This is a genomic window from Pseudomonas sp. 2995-1 (assembly GCF_002742505.1).
Lineage (GTDB): Bacteria > Pseudomonadota > Gammaproteobacteria > Pseudomonadales > Pseudomonadaceae > Aquipseudomonas > Aquipseudomonas sivasensis.
Window position 1 is genome coordinate 86616 of sequence record NZ_LJSA01000604.1, and the last position, 14170, is coordinate 100785.

General features: G+C 53.4%; 11 protein-coding genes and 6 pseudogenes. 10 read left to right on the top strand and 7 right to left on the bottom strand.

What is annotated here, in order from left to right:
• Positions 1–254: 254 nt before the first annotated feature.
• Complete coding sequence (locus AOA61_RS28655) at positions 255–1217, bottom strand: alpha/beta fold hydrolase (protein WP_017530053.1); 963 nt, start codon at positions 1215–1217, stop codon at positions 255–257.
• A gap of 169 nt (positions 1218–1386) precedes the next feature.
• Between AOA61_RS28655 and AOA61_RS28660 the strand changes: the two genes are divergently transcribed.
• A complete protein-coding gene (locus tag AOA61_RS28660) occupies positions 1387–2277 on the top strand; it encodes a LysR family transcriptional regulator (protein ID WP_017530052.1) in 891 nt (296 codons plus the stop codon).
• Positions 2278–2930: 653 nt separating this feature from the next.
• Entirely contained in the window at positions 2931–3290 is a 360-nt protein-coding gene (locus AOA61_RS28665; RefSeq protein WP_017530051.1) for a hypothetical protein, read from the top strand.
• A 20-nt stretch (positions 3291–3310) separates the two neighbouring features.
• Here the strand turns inward: AOA61_RS28665 and AOA61_RS28670 are convergent, their stop codons facing one another.
• Together AOA61_RS28670 and AOA61_RS28675 are read right to left on the bottom strand one after the other, a co-directional pair.
• Positions 3311–3583, bottom strand: a complete 273-nt coding sequence (locus tag AOA61_RS28670; protein ID WP_017530050.1) for a hypothetical protein — start codon at positions 3581–3583, stop codon at positions 3311–3313.
• Between the two features lie 110 nt (positions 3584–3693).
• Positions 3694–4299 carry a VOC family protein gene (locus tag AOA61_RS28675; protein WP_236373601.1) on the bottom strand — a complete coding sequence of 202 codons (606 nt, stop codon included), beginning with the start codon at positions 4297–4299 and terminating at the stop codon, positions 3694–3696.
• Between the two features lie 87 nt (positions 4300–4386).
• Between AOA61_RS28675 and AOA61_RS28680 the strand changes: the two genes are divergently transcribed.
• On the top strand, positions 4387–5166 hold the full coding sequence (locus AOA61_RS28680) for a helix-turn-helix domain-containing protein (RefSeq protein ID WP_026067431.1): 780 nt from the start codon (positions 4387–4389) through the stop codon (positions 5164–5166).
• A gap of 467 nt (positions 5167–5633) precedes the next feature.
• On the opposite strand, the gene AOA61_RS28685 is transcribed toward AOA61_RS28680, so the two are convergent.
• On the bottom strand, positions 5634–6416 hold the full coding sequence (locus AOA61_RS28685; RefSeq protein WP_065910937.1) for an ABC transporter substrate-binding protein: 783 nt from the start codon (positions 6414–6416) through the stop codon (positions 5634–5636).
• 704 nt (positions 6417–7120) lie between these two features.
• On the opposite strand from AOA61_RS28685, the pseudogene AOA61_RS31005 reads away from it, so the two are divergent.
• Positions 7121–7249: pseudogene (locus AOA61_RS31005) on the top strand (transposase); the annotation flags it as partial.
• A 153-nt stretch (positions 7250–7402) separates the two neighbouring features.
• A pseudogene (locus AOA61_RS28695) lies at positions 7403–7594 on the top strand (hypothetical protein); the annotation flags it as partial.
• Here AOA61_RS28695 and tnpB read toward each other — a convergent pair.
• A complete protein-coding gene (gene tnpB / locus AOA61_RS33055; RefSeq protein WP_368731127.1) occupies positions 7581–7709 on the bottom strand; it encodes an IS66 family insertion sequence element accessory protein TnpB in 129 nt (42 codons plus the stop codon). The pseudogene AOA61_RS28695 and the gene tnpB overlap by 14 nt on opposite strands.
• 27 nt (positions 7710–7736) lie before the next feature.
• Here tnpB and AOA61_RS32555 point away from each other — a divergent pair.
• A pseudogene (locus tag AOA61_RS32555) lies at positions 7737–8036 on the top strand (hypothetical protein); the annotation flags it as partial.
• 39 nt (positions 8037–8075) lie between these two features.
• Here AOA61_RS32555 and AOA61_RS28710 read toward each other — a convergent pair.
• Positions 8076–8360, bottom strand: a pseudogene (locus tag AOA61_RS28710) (chemotaxis protein); the annotation flags it as partial.
• Between the two features lie 358 nt (positions 8361–8718).
• On the opposite strand from AOA61_RS28710, the gene AOA61_RS28715 reads away from it, so the two are divergent.
• The gene (locus AOA61_RS28715; RefSeq protein WP_158234840.1) at positions 8719–9720 is read left to right on the top strand and encodes an amidohydrolase family protein; all 1002 of its coding nucleotides are present in this window, start codon (positions 8719–8721) and stop codon (positions 9718–9720) included.
• A gap of 381 nt (positions 9721–10101) precedes the next feature.
• On the opposite strand, the gene AOA61_RS28720 is transcribed toward AOA61_RS28715, so the two are convergent.
• Positions 10102–10449 carry a hypothetical protein gene (locus AOA61_RS28720; RefSeq protein ID WP_256583510.1) on the bottom strand — a complete coding sequence of 116 codons (348 nt, stop codon included), beginning with the start codon at positions 10447–10449 and terminating at the stop codon, positions 10102–10104.
• Positions 10450–11104: 655 nt separating this feature from the next.
• Here AOA61_RS28720 and istA point away from each other — a divergent pair.
• The 3 genes and pseudogenes from istA to AOA61_RS28735 all read left to right on the top strand — a co-directional run.
• Positions 11105–11824, top strand: a pseudogene (gene istA / locus AOA61_RS28725) (IS21 family transposase); the annotation flags it as partial.
• A pseudogene (gene istB / locus AOA61_RS28730) lies at positions 11824–12036 on the top strand (IS21-like element ISPsy20 family helper ATPase IstB); the annotation flags it as partial. The pseudogenes istA and istB, both read left to right, overlap by 1 nt.
• A 654-nt stretch (positions 12037–12690) precedes the next feature.
• Positions 12691–14139 carry a PucR family transcriptional regulator gene (locus AOA61_RS28735; RefSeq protein ID WP_099603213.1) on the top strand — a complete coding sequence of 483 codons (1449 nt, stop codon included), beginning with the start codon at positions 12691–12693 and terminating at the stop codon, positions 14137–14139.
• The last annotated feature ends 31 nt before the right edge of the window (positions 14140–14170 follow it).

Here is a 14170-nt window from a genome sequence, read left to right on the forward strand (position 1 = left end):
CGTATTGTTCCTCACTGCGTTGATGCTCTTTTGGCTGATACTGCGCGTAGAGGTTGTAGAGTGATCACGGGATGACTGCTTCTGGCCGTTTTCTGTCCGTCGCGAGAGGCAGGAAACGGCCAAAAGCAGTCAGTCGGATGTTTCTACGAAGCTAGGCGCTATTGAGCCACGTAACACACAACACGCTAACGAGTGAGTAGAGAGGACCAGCAACAGCGAGCGCACGGCCCGCCGTTGCAGAAGTGCGACAGGACTTATTTTTGCTGCACCACATTCCGGTCTAGGAAACGGTGGATTTCGCCACTGATCTCGTTCAAGTGTGTTTCCAGTGCGAAGTGCCCGGTGTCGTAGAGATGTACCTCAGCTTTGGGAATATCACGCTTGAACGCGTTCGCTCCTGCCGGGAGAAAAAACGGATCGTTCTTTCCCCAGACGGCCAACATCGGCGGCTGATATTTGCGGAAATACGCCTGGAACTCGGGGTAGCGCTTCACATTGGTAGCATAGTCTGCGAACAGGTCTAGCTGGATTTCATCGTTACCTGGTCGCGAAACGAACGCGTAATCCAAGGTGTATGTTTCAGGTGCGATACTGTCAGGGTCCGCTACGCCATGCGTGTATTGCCACTTGATTGATTCTGGTTTGAGCAGCTCGCGCAATGCGTTGCGGTTCTCGGCAGTGGGAGCGTTCCAGTAACGTTGAATCGGGTTCCAGCCCTCGCTGAGGCCTTCAACGTAAGCATTCCCGTTTTGGCTGATGATTGCGCTGATTCTATCGGGGTGTGCGACGGCCATCCGCCAGCCTACAGGCGCACCGTAGTCGAACACTTGAAGAGCGTAGCGATTCAGCGCAAGCGCTTCAGTAAATCCGTCCATGGTTTTGGCGATGTTGTCGAACGTGTATGAGTACTTCGCCCGATCAGGGCTGTCCGAGAATCCAAAACCTGGGAAGTCAGGGGCAATCACGTGGTAACGGTCCGCTAGCTTCGACATCAAGTCGCGATACATGAATGATGAGGTAGGGAATCCATGAAGCAACACGATGGTTGGCGCCGATGGGTCGCCCGCTTCCCGATAGAAGATGCGGACCCCTTTTACCTCTACAAAATGGTGTTGTACGTCGCTTGCCCTTTGGTGGCTAATGTCGGCTGCTTCCACTCCTGCGCTGGCGAGCGCTGCACTAAGGGCAGTGGCGGCTAACAAAGTCTTAATGCTCATGCAAACTCCTTGGACACTGAATGAAAAAGATAAGTGGGCTATCAGGCGGTGAGTTCATGGCTTGTCGAGCTTCAGGCGCACCAACTTGATATGGCTATATTGCCCGTTTCAATAACCCAACATAATCTGAGAACATTGGTAATCTCCCTACCAAATATTGGAATATTCCATGGACAGATTTGAGGCAATGAAGCTGCTCGTGGCGGCGATTGATGCTGGCAGCCTGACGGCAGCCGGGCGGCTAGCCGATATCCCTCTTCCCACCATCAGCAGGAAAATTTCTGACCTGGAGACGCTGATAGGTAGCCGTTTATTGATTCGGACCACGCGTAGGCTCTCGTTGACCGATGCAGGGGTGGCTTATGTGGCTGCTGCACGCCGAATATTGGAGCAGTTGGAGGTTGCCGAACGCGAAGCTGCCGGAGAATTCATTGCCCCCAAGGGCGAACTGGTCCTGACTGCGCCAATCATGTTCGGCCGGCTGCATGTGCTGCCGATCGTCAACGCGTTTTTAGGGGAGTTTTCCGAAATCAACATCCGGCTCTTGCTTTCTGATCGCAACGCTCACCTCGTTGACGACCACGTGGACATGGCAGTGCGCATTGGAACACTCGCTGATAGCGGCATGATCGCCACTCAGGTGGGGGCCATGAGAACTGTAATTTGCGCGAGTCCTAGGCTGCTGGAAGCGTATGGAAGACCTGAATGTCCCGCAGACCTGCAGAACTTGCCAACCGTGCGACTTGACGCCCCTATGCCTTTTCAATACTCAAAACATGGCGTGGCAGAATCAACGAGGCGGATGACCCCGCGCTTATCGGTGACGACCGCTGACGCAGCAGCGCAGGCCGCTATTGATGGCGTTGGAGTCGTTCAGTTATTGCACTACCAAGTCGCGGAGGCGATCAGCGAGGGACTGCTGGAGATTGTGCTGGATAACTATGAGCCTTCGTCGGCGCCTATCAACCTGATCCACATGTCACCGGGGCATATGCCCCTGAAAATGAGGCGATTTCTGGATTTTGCGATTCCTCGGTTTCGTCAACGCCTGGATCAGTAAGCTCAGCGATGGCGTGCGTAATCATTCCGATGTCATAAGACTCATATCGGGTATTTTGGCGCAGACACGCCGACGACATGGGCTAAAAGCTGGACGCTCCTAAGCTGGCTATTGTTATTTTGCCTTTGGTCGCCGGACAAGCCGTAGACCCAAAAGCCATTGCTGGAAGTTGGGCGCCCCTCTTCATGTTGATGGCTGCAATCGCGGGGATTTGTCATTTTTTTCACGAGGTGGTTAAGGACAAAATCAAGAGACTGGCCCCTCCATCACAATTACGATAACGACCAACGCCGACTGGCTCGGAAGGTCTAGGAATTATTCATGCCATTTATTTTTACCTGCGTTGTGTCCCTATTTTTTTGGACTGTTGTTTCAGCAATCACAGGAGCTGAGGAGCCTTGGGACCTGGCCAGTTACTGGACCATCATCTACCCCGCCGCGCTAGTGTTGTCCGTGATCCTTGGAGCCGTTCTAAAAAGCTCACAGTGGTCCGCAGGCGCCATCGTAATACTCTCTCAGGTCCCCGTGGTTTTGGCGACTTCTGGTACATCCCCGTTGCTAGCTGCCGGTATCATCGTTGCGGCCGTTCTCTCAATTCCGGCCATAACGCTGTCATGGCTCGCCGGCAAATTGCGCTCAGGTAAGAAAGGACGATGGACATCTACGAAGAAATGAAGGCACCGTTCCAGGAGCACCCGCGACGAGTACTGAATACACAATACAGATTGAGCCAGATAAAAAAACGGCGGCAAGCTGGACAGTACGACGTAACCACCGACTCGCTCAAATACGACTTTGAGGTCATAACGACTAATGAGACCGCACATGGCCGAGAACTGTTGAGCGGCACCACCATGCCGCCCCATAAATGGGGCTCCAGAATGGTGTACACCTTCGTCCGGTCGTCCGGTGAACCTGTGAGGTTGCATTGCGCGATTGCACTGATCCTGGCGCCTTGGCGAAAGGCGTCTGGCAAAGTCACCTTCTCGACCCCTGCCGTTCACGTTAAATAGAAAGCATCGCCCTTAAGTCATCAGTTTTGTTGAACTCGCTGCGCTACGTCGCAAAGCCACCGGCGCAAAAGTTGGGCTGCTTCACCCAGCACCACATCTTTGGCCTGCACCAAATAATAGCCCTTGCCAGTCTTTAGTACAGATTCAAAGACAAGTACGAGAAAGCCTAGTTGTACGTCTTCTTCAACCAACCAAGGGCTGGTAAGCACTAAACTTTGATCGCGGCGGGCCGCGTCGATTGCCAGCTCAGACTGGTCAAATTTGAGGCTGCTGGAGAAGCTATCGGGGGACATGCCAACCGATGATAACCATTGAGACCAGTTAGCATGAGACGTCATGCGCGACGGAGAGCGCTTTAAGTAATTGCTTTAGGGAAATAAGCTTAACAGCCTTCGGCAGGAAGCTACTCATTAGCCTGCATCAGTTCCAGAGTGATTTGATCTGGCCCGGTCACATATACAACTAGAGTTCCCTTGCGTGGGCCTGCGGGAATCGCTTGAGGCTTGCCTCTTGCTTTCCAGCCTGCTTGCTCAATGCGTTCGAGTACGGCGTATATGTCCTGCACTCTCAATGCCAAATGCGCTGAACCAATCGCTGATGCCGTAGGTGGAGTGATACCGTGGCGTTCACCCTGCGAATATTCCAGCAACTCTACTCGGCTGCCATCCGGGCCTTTGACTATCGCCGTTCGCACGCTCGGATCGGCGGTGCCGGTTACTTGCAAAATGAATGATCCGCCCATTTCCGACTGACGCTCAAGAGTGAACCCAAGTCCAATTGTCCAGAAGCGAATGGCTTCTTCCAATGAACTGACTGCGAAGCCAATATGATCGACGGCATGCACCATGTGGTTAGAATTCATCAAATGATCCTTTAAAGGTTCACGGGCCAAATAGGGAGGTGAGCTTGCGCATCCAGCTGTTACGGCCAAAACACAGAAAATAAATGTGTGAGGGGTACGCATAATCAGGCCAATCCAAGAGAAGCAACATTTGCGATTTTTAGACATTGAGTATTCCTCTGACCGGTCTTATTCTCCATTAGGCATTCAGGATATGGCTACCTCGGATATGACATTGGATAACGTAAACCAGCCATGAACCGCGCGCTTATGCCACTGTTGGCGATAGAGCAACGCGACCGGGCGATCCGCGAAACGGCGCCCCACACTCATACGAAAGGCCAACTAATCGCAAGCCTTGCCGGCCTGCTTTCCGTCAGCACTGACGGCGGCTCATGGGTAGTGCCGGCTACCCATGCCATTTGGATACCTCCCCGTGTCGCACACGCGATGATGTCACATGGCGCTTTTGCAGGAGCGATGGTCTATATCGCGGAGCAAGAGTGCGGGATCCTGCATCAAATGCCATGCACATTTAGGGTCAGCAGTTTGCTGCGCGAAGCGATAAGCCGCGCTGCGTCGTGGGGACAACCACCCCGCAACGAAATGGAGTCGCGGGTTGCAGCAGTCATCTTAGATGAAATTGCTACCTCACCCGCTGAACCCATCGGTCTGACGCACCCCAATGACCCGCGCTTGAGGCGTATCACCGATGCGATACTTGCTCAGCTTGATGACAATAGATCACTTGAGGATTGGGCTGCTTGGTCAGGTATGGCACCTAGAACACTTGCCCGGCGTCTGGTCGCTGAAACCGGTTTTAGTTTTTCTGAATGGCGACAGCGTGCGCGCACGTTGCGCGCTATTCAACTATTGGTCGAGGGGATGTCAGTGACGACAACGGCGATTGAGCTTGGCTACGAAAATATTAGTGCTTTCATTGCCATGTTCCGTCGGATAATGGGTGTTACGCCAGGACAATATGTGCGTGCGCAGACACTGATTAGCAAAGAGGCAATTTCTAGATCAAGTTGATGGGTGTAAGAACCGCTGTACCATCCAACCCGATTCTGCACGCTACAGGCTAGACCTTCAACCATGTGCTGGAACAGATGAAGAAAGAAATGCCAGCCACTTCAGGAGTCGCCAGAGCATCAGTTTTCTTTTAACTGGTGGGGCACTCACGCTGCACTCAGCTGGCGCTTGTAACTTCAACCGTGCTAGTTGCGTATTCCCCCCAATACCACCACAAGCACTCTACGAGCTGTTCGTTAGTGCATTGGCTCAGGCATAACGTTAGTGTACGCGAAGTCCATGCTTCGCCTAATTGTGCGGCGCTAAGTGCTAAGGTGCTTTTGTAGAGAGCGCTGCGCGCACCACGCGATAGCCTTGCGTACGCCGCAATGATGTCCATTGGGAAAAGAGAACAGATTTATTTCTCTGTTCTAAACGTCCGCTTCTGGCCGATGTGGGATCTTCGTGAGAGGCAGCAGTCGATGCGTTCAATGTGAAGGACCTTGGAGCCATTTTTTGACGATAGCGTGATATGTGCCATCTTGCTTGATCCGATCCAATTCTGCCCTAAACCGTTCTACGGTTGCGTCTGGCGTAGCTGGACTGAAGGCCATGTACAGTCCTTCTTCACTTGATAGCTCGGGTAACGGCAGTGAACGCACCATCGTCATTTCAGGATCATCCCCATTCTTGCGCATAAGGTGAATGGCGTTGAGCTCATTGGAGATCCACAGCTCAACGTGATCGACCTTAAGCTTGCGGTAAGTGTTCTCGTACATGCTGCTAGACAGTAACTCTTTGCCCACCTGGAACCCGTGGGCCATCATGTACTGCTCACCAACGTCCTGTTTGACAGTCGCGATGTGATACTGACGTGCATCGTCGAGTGAATTCAGCCAAATAGGTCTTTCGGACAGACTGAACAGAAACCACCTCGTCGGTGCGATGGCTCCGACCCATTTGAAGAGATGTTCCCGCTCTTGGGTTCTTGCCATCGAATAGATCAGGACGTTGTCGGAATGTTGCGCTAAATCATAGGCGCGAGCCCAAGGCAGAATCTCAATCTTGGAGTTGAGCCCGAGACCGGCCATAACTGCTTGCACGATTTCCGTACTCAGGCCTGTGACCACTCCGTTTTCTGCCATGTTGTATGGCGGCAATTCCTCAGTGACAACCCGAATCGGCGCTGTAGCCGGATCTGAGGCGACGGAGATGCCTGAGGCAGCGAGTAAGAGGAAAGCGCACAACTGCCTTAAAAGCGGGGAGAACATTTTGCACCTGTGTACGCGCCGAATTCTGTGGGTAAGTCGGACTTCATGAACCTTAGGTATTGTCTGTCTTATAGGCATTAAGACTCGTTCTCACCTTAGGAGTTCATCCACATGAAACCTGAATGTTGGCTTGCACGTACCTTTGAAGGCTGTCGCTGTATGTACGCAAGGGGAGTTACAAAAACTTAGATGCTTGTTTTCATGTGTGCTGCTACCCCATCGCGAGAGAGCGTTGTTACGAGAACCCCATCCCTTGTTGAAAATATCACAAGTCGCGCGGGTTGGGCACCTACGCGCAAGATTATGCACCGTTACTCGCGGGATGAGCTAGAGGAGTGAGCTAAGTAAGCACGCCAATAACCGCACTCACCATCGCTGCCGCCATGTTGTCTTTGTTGACTATGGCGTCGGGATGGTCTCGCTGAATGATACTGATAGGCACGCTGGCTACAACTGCATCCTGTGGTTCCTGAACCAAGCACTTACCACCAGCTGCTGCCACTGTGTTGGTGTCCCTGGACGCCGCCGCAGTCTCCGCCTGAAAGAACAACGCAAATAACGCGTGGCCCAAATACCTCCGCCGCCGTAGTGGTCGCGGTAGGGACGGCAGTTACCTGCCGCCCCCCCGCTCAGATCCGTACGTGCGGAACTACCGCATACGGCTCCTGCCTTGGGTACGTGACGCGAAGCGATCCTCAGGGTAAGGATGTGCATTCTTAGCGATCCCGCGCTCAACACTGGCCCAATGGGTCGGACAGACCGGTCTACAGCTTCAGGCACTGGTTGATGCTTTGCGAGAAGCGGTTCTAGCGCAACGAGTGCATCACACGGATAGAAAAAAGGAAGATGCCATGGACGCAGTAATCCGGCTTGCCAAACTTGCCGATATCGATGCGATTTTAAGATTCGAACCAGTGTTCGGGAAAATCACTTATTGAATCGCCCCTGATTTTCTAGACGCCTTTGACTGGCTCCTTTTGGCCGGTTATCGCTTGACCCTGCTCAGCCGCAACAGCGACACCCAGCAGGATCATCTCAACGACGACAAGATCTACATCGCCCCGGCGCTGACCTGGCGCCCTGACGAAGACACATCGCTGACCCTGCTGTCCTTCTACCAGAAAACCGATACGCGTTTCCCCGCGCCCCTGCCCTATCAGTTGGTCAAAGGTGTGGGTGTACCAGTGTTTCATCGGGGCGCACCGCGCGAATGCTTAGCCAGTGAAACCTACCCTGATTCAACCTGCGAGCCGCCAGCCAGATACCGAAGCCGTCGTGGACTAGAACCTTCATGCGAGTGGCACGACGGTTGACAAATAGATAAGCACAGTGCGGCTTCGCCGCACCAAACACCGCAATCACCCTGCTAACGCGGTTTCGGTGACCGCCGCACTGGTCGCCTGGATCGGCTGCGCTGCGCTGGGTAGTTTCGAAGTCTGGCAGCAGGCATTCGAATCCGCACGACCTTACCTGCAGTGGTGGCACGCCCTGCTCTACGCAGCCCTATTTGCGCTCTGGTGGGACCTGCTTCGGCGCTACCGACATCGACCACAGGATCGACTGCGCGTGAAACGCATCGGAGCATTAGGGCTCGTGCTCTTTACATGTGTAGAACTCACCATAGGCGGCAGGTTCCTTGTACCACCGCGTGGTTATCCCAGTCAGGGCTTCGATCTTCCTTTCCATACGGCCAACAGCAGCGGCCAGCTCGTTACCTTCTTTGGCGAACGGGTCGACTCGGGCGTCGGCTTGTTTGCGGGCCTGGCGTTCCGAATCGAGCAGTTCGTTCAGCCTGCGGACGGTGCCGATATCGGCGTTGTCCATGGCGCGGTCGGTCGCATCCCGGGAGAGGAATTTCCTCAACCAGAGGAAGCCACCCAGTAGGGTTCTGCCCGTGCCGCCCAGCCAGGTAGCTGTGCCTGGGCCGAGGTCGGTCGGGTCCATTGTTACTACAGAAATGAAAAAGGCCCGCCGATATGGCGAGCCTGGGATTGGGTGCAGTTGGCTGGAGCAGATATCCAGCTCTATTGGTTCGGATCGCCTGTTCATGTACCCCGTCCGGAATTTAGTAAAAGGCCGGTGTTGTCACGGAAATTGCGCGTTGGCCAGACCCGTTAATTCCACGCCACCGTCCCTTCGAAACTCCCTTGTGACCGGTTTCCACATGAATCCTTAATCCAAATCATGCTATACCATCTGGATTTCGGACTTGTAAGCTGCCCGGAATTTCGAACTCTCGCCGGCTGTAAGCTGGCGATGGCCTTTTCGAAGAGAGCTTGGAAAAATGGTTGAGGAGCCAAAAATGCACATGATCGCGACCGAGGAGGCTTTCGCCACTCCGGAATATCTTGAAGCTCTTGGCAAGTTCGCTTCGACGAGCACTTCTGACAACGTGCGCTATGCCGCCTATTTCCAGACGAAGCCGGAAGCTGCCAGAGGTCTTTGCGACGTTGAAACGCGTCTCGCAAACATGGATGCGAACGGTGTCGATATGCACCTCATGTCGTTGACGAGCCCAGGTGTTCAGCTATTTGACGCCGACCTTGGGACGAGTTTGGCCAAACAAACGAATGATTATTTGGCCGGCTTGATCCGGCAGTATCCGACGCGCATTGCCGGTTTGGCCGCCATTGCGCCACAGGATCCCGTGCGGGCTGCTGACGAGGTCAAACGTGCAATGACCGAATTGGGAATGCACGGCATTATCATTAATTCGCACACAAATGGAGAATATCTGGACGAACGGAAGTTCGATCCTATTCTCGAGGCAGCCCAGCGCTGTCAGGCTCCTGTCTATATTCACCCCACCTTTCCGTCCGGCGACATGTGCAAACCAATGATGCCCTATGGACTTTCTGGCGCGATATGGGGATTTGCCGCCGAAACTGGCCTCCATGCCACTCGCATGGTGTTTGGGGGAGTGTTCGATCGGTTCCCCGAACTACAAGTCGTTTTGGGCCATATGGGCGAGTCATTGCCCTTTTGGCTATTTCGCTTCGACAACATCTACAAAATGATGATGTCCCAAGGCCAGGTTCCGCCGGGCATGGTCAAGCTGGAGCGAAAGCCGAGCGAATACATTAAATCGAACATCCATATCACGACGAGCGGAATGTTCTGGGATCAAGTGCTCAAATTCGCGATCGAAGCTCTTGGCGCAGATCGTGTCATGTTTGCGATCGACTATCCCTACGAATCGTCGGAGATCGGTGCCGAATGGATACGCAACGCACCGATTTCCGCAGAGGAAAAGGAGATGATCATGTCCGGCAATGCGCAGCGGCTGTTCAAGATCAAACCGTAGGAATTTTGGGGGACCAGGCGGCATCGTCAACTTAACGGAATCTGGAGTTTGATGCGCGATGGCGGGCGATGACAGACAGTAATCCACTCTATCATCGCCACCGCTTTCCCGCTGACTGTACCTTCACCCAACCAATCATCCGTGTTTACGGAGAGCCGAAAGCTAGTAAGTCGATCACCGCGCCATGTAAGGGTGACCGACAAACTATACAGTCGGATCAGCCTCGTAGTGGGAAGAAGCCGTATCTCCCACTCTTTCTGCTTTTCGTGAAGTGCTGATAATTCAAATGAGGGATGAGCGCTATATCAGGATTCTTGTTCTCAAATACAATTACTTGAGAATCTTTGAAGTTGTCGGCAATATCCTGATAGAACGTATAAATCACGTCCGCTGCCACTTCCTATCATCTTCCTCAGGCTCCGGATCCCCTTCTTTGTATGTCGTCAGTGGCGAATCAAGCACCACAAAGCCAGGGTGGCACCCAGAGAGTTTTAGTAGATTCATCAGCCCTAGAGCAAATGCAGAAGACGCGATGGCTGGATACCCCTTGCCAAAATTGCCTCTCGCACTCGCACCAATGGTGATGTCCCGTGCTTTGAAATTGAATTCCACCGGGGCGTGATTCGGGAAACTCCAGAGCTGCAAGATATCCTGAATCTCTTTAACCAAAGGCTTGGCAGACTCCTCAAAGCTTTCAGGGGTGTATTTGTTTTGCTCCTCAAGCAGCAATACACCCAGCTATGGTGATCCACTGGTGCCCTCCTTCGCGGCGGTCAGCCACAAACAGAAGCGTCCATCAAGTCCTAAGAGAAGATTGGCATTCACCTCGCTCCGGGTGCTGATCAATCTAGTACGTCTTGTCGATGCTCAAAACGTAAGGTTCCGTAGTGTAAAGTCATGACCGCAGCCGAGTACCCGAGGAACGGTTAATTTCTCTCAAAAGACCAGGATTGCCTAGGCATGGCCGCAATACCGAAAAATATCCATCGACCGCAGCGTTGGCAACTCTCCTCCTGAGCTAAGAAGCATTCTGCGAATATACTCTGAGGATGGATACCCAGACCACTTGCTAACTCGTAAGCGTCCTAAAGCTGAATTTCTTATTTCTACATTCAAGCAAAATCAGATACGTTCTGCTGTTAACAACACCAAAATATCCCTGTGTAAGCCGCTGCTTCAAGCGCATTTGCTTTAACAAAATGGCAAACGCATCTGTCAGCTCCATCATTAGATCCCGAAAAGGGACGATGAGGCTTTTTAACGGCTATATGTTGCCGCCGACCGAAAACTGACCCAGTGGAGGCTGTTCTGCCGACTGAAAACTGACCCAGGTGTTCAACTGCTTCTGCTCACTTTTTGAGCAGGAGAACACAGGGTGATCAGCATGGAAATGTTGGGGAAAATCCGGCGGATGTACTTCCGCGACAAACTCTCGCTGCATCAGATAGCCAAGCGTACCGGGCTTTCTAGAAACACCATCCGAAAATGGGTCAGAGCGCCCGAAGCCACTCAGCCGGCGTACCAACGGTGCGCAACCTTCAACAAACTCAGCCCTTTCCACGAGACGTTGGAACAGGCGCTCAAGGCCGATTCGTTCCGGCCAAAACACAACCGCAGGAGCGCCAAAGCGCTTTTCGAGCAGATCAAGGCCGAGGGTTACGACGGCGGCTACAGCCAGCTCACGGCGTTTGTACGCTCTTGGCAAGGTGAGCAAGGCAAGTCTTTACGCGCTTTTGTACCGCTGACTTTTGCGCTCGGCGAGGCGTTTCAATTTGACTGGAGCGAAGAGAGTCTGCTGATCGGTGGCCTGTTTCGACGTATCCAGGTCTCCCACATGAAGCTGTGCGCCAGTCGCGCATTCTGGTTGGTTGCGTACCCCAGCCAAGGCCACGAGATGCTGTTTGATGCCCATACCCGTTCGTTTGGAGCGTTGGGTGGCGTGCCACGTCGCGGCATCTACGACAACATGAAAACGGCTGTCGACAAGGTCAACAAAGGCAAAGGCCGCACGGTCAACGCCCGGTTTTCCATGATGTGCGCGCACTATCTGTTCGATCCGGACTTCTGCAACGTGGCCTCTGGCTGGGAGAAAGGCATCGTCGAAACCTCAGCTTCTCGGAATGGTCGAGTGTGTTTGGCGACGCCAAAATGACTACGGCGCTGCTGGATCGGCTGACACACCACTGCCATATCGTTGAAACAGGCAACGAGTCTTACCGCCTGCAACACGGCACATTGGCTGCCCAGACAAAGATCAAAACACGCGAACGAAAGCGAAAGGACGGAAATGATATCGAGGACGATGAGCCATTTTGATCCGCACCATAAACACCCTGCTGCATGCGGTGGAGCTTGATGCGTCTTTAATCGGAACACTGCTGCTAAGCTTATCCACAATTGCTGGGACAGAAATCAGCAATCCGTCCTGGGTCAATTTTCAATCGGCAGGGGGGTCAGTTTTCAATCAGCGCCAACATTGCAGGAGGCCAGAAACACAAAAAACCCGCAATCGCGGGGCTTTCGTTTGAGTGTTGGCGGGAAACCAGGTATTTGAACCCTGGGAACGCTATTAACGTTCGCCGTTTTTCAAGACCGATAGGCAAATACACGAGTGCCACGGTCTTGAGTCGGCTTGCAGTTCCATTACTCAAAGTAAATGACTGAGCTACAGACCGCGCTTTAACTGGGGTGCCTTCTGGGTTTGAGAACGCTTAATACCTACTCCTCGCGTCTTTCACTGCCCCCCCAGCGAACTCTAGATGGGCGTGGATATTATCCGCTGATTAGAGTCACCCACCTCAAAATTCAGTCATTGAATTTTTTCTGTAGCGAAACCACCTTTCATTATCTACGAAACGACTGCGTCCTCATCGAAGCGCGAAATGTCGTCTCAGCAACTCTTAAGGGCTATGGTTGCTTTCCTCGGTACTCGGTACCATGAGACCTCGATAGTTGAAGGACAGTGAGCCCATGTTAACCGTGCAGGACCTGATCAATATCGAGTTGCTGAAGCTTCAGGCGGTGGCAGGCGAAGGTGCTACGAGTCGGCTGATTACATGGGCTCATGCCGTCGATTTGCCGGACCCGTGGAGATGGATTTCTCCTGGCGACCTAGTCATGACAACCGGGGTCGGAATTCCTCGTGCAGCGCAGGATCAAGTAGCTTGGCTGGAGCAACTGGTACAAAGCAATGCAAGCGCGTTAGTGGTTGCTCCCCGCCACGATGCCCCGATCCTGTCGAACCAGATGCTCAAAGCGGCGGACAACCTGTTGTTCCCGATCCTGCTTGCCAGCTTTGAGCTTGAGTTTATCAAGCTGTCCCATTACGTGATCGAAAGCGTATTGAACGCCCAGCGCGAGCGTTTCAACGCCATCGAGCACCTGTTTCAGACCTATGCGGATGCACTACGCAAGTCGCCTGAAATGTCTGGTCGCTTATCCATCCTCGCCCAAACGCTAAAGCTAGATCTGGCGATCGAGGATGCGGTAAGCGGATTTAAGATCGTCAAAACGGCCCCCTCCCTTGCCCCTCACGACGAACACATCGAGCGGATAGCAATCGGAGGGCGCACTCGAGCCAATCTGGTCATGATTCGCAAAGTCGAGAGAACAATGGATGACTCGATTCTCGTGCGTTCACTTGTGGGTCTGTTGGGCGTCGAGTTGGAACGGTCGATGATCTACCGGGACCAGCAGCGAGAGGAAGGCGCAGCGCTGCTGCGCAGCCTATTGGACAGCGAAATGCAGTTTATTCTGGCACGTCCGATTCTGGAGCGCCGCGCACTCTCCGGAACCCTGGTGAGCCTGGCAATAACCCCAGGAGAGAAAGGCACGTGGGGTGTCGATGAGATACACCATTCACCCCCCCTTCACGCCGCACCTCCTCTGTTGCTGGAGGATGGAGAACTGCTGTTGGCGATAAGCCCGGACGACAGTGCGACGCTCGATTCCCTTCTTGCCAATCTTGGAAACGGTACGGTGATGGGTATAAGCAGGCCGATAACATCAGCCACGGGCGTTCGTGAAAGCGTCAGGCAAGCGCGTCTGGCGATGCTTCAGGCCAAGGAACTCAGGGCCGGCATACTGCGCTATGGTGAAGTCGAGACCGGACTGATCATGGCGCCAAAATCGCTATCCGAGGCCAGGGCACTAGTAGGTCGTTATCTCGGCCCCTTGATAGAACACGACCGCGCGAATGGCACCGTGCTTTTACGGACTCTGATCACATTTCTTGAAAACGATGGCAACTGGAAGAGCTCAGCGTTCGATCTAGGTATTCATCGCCAGACACTGGTTTACCGACTCAAGTCAATAGAGCAGTTGTCGGGGCTCAAGCCCACTACTACTCAAGGCATTGCAAGATTCTGGATTGCTATCCAGGCGGGCAAAAATACCGAATTGCTCGATAGTCACACATGAATGCAAACGGCCCCGCAGTTGGCTGAGGGGC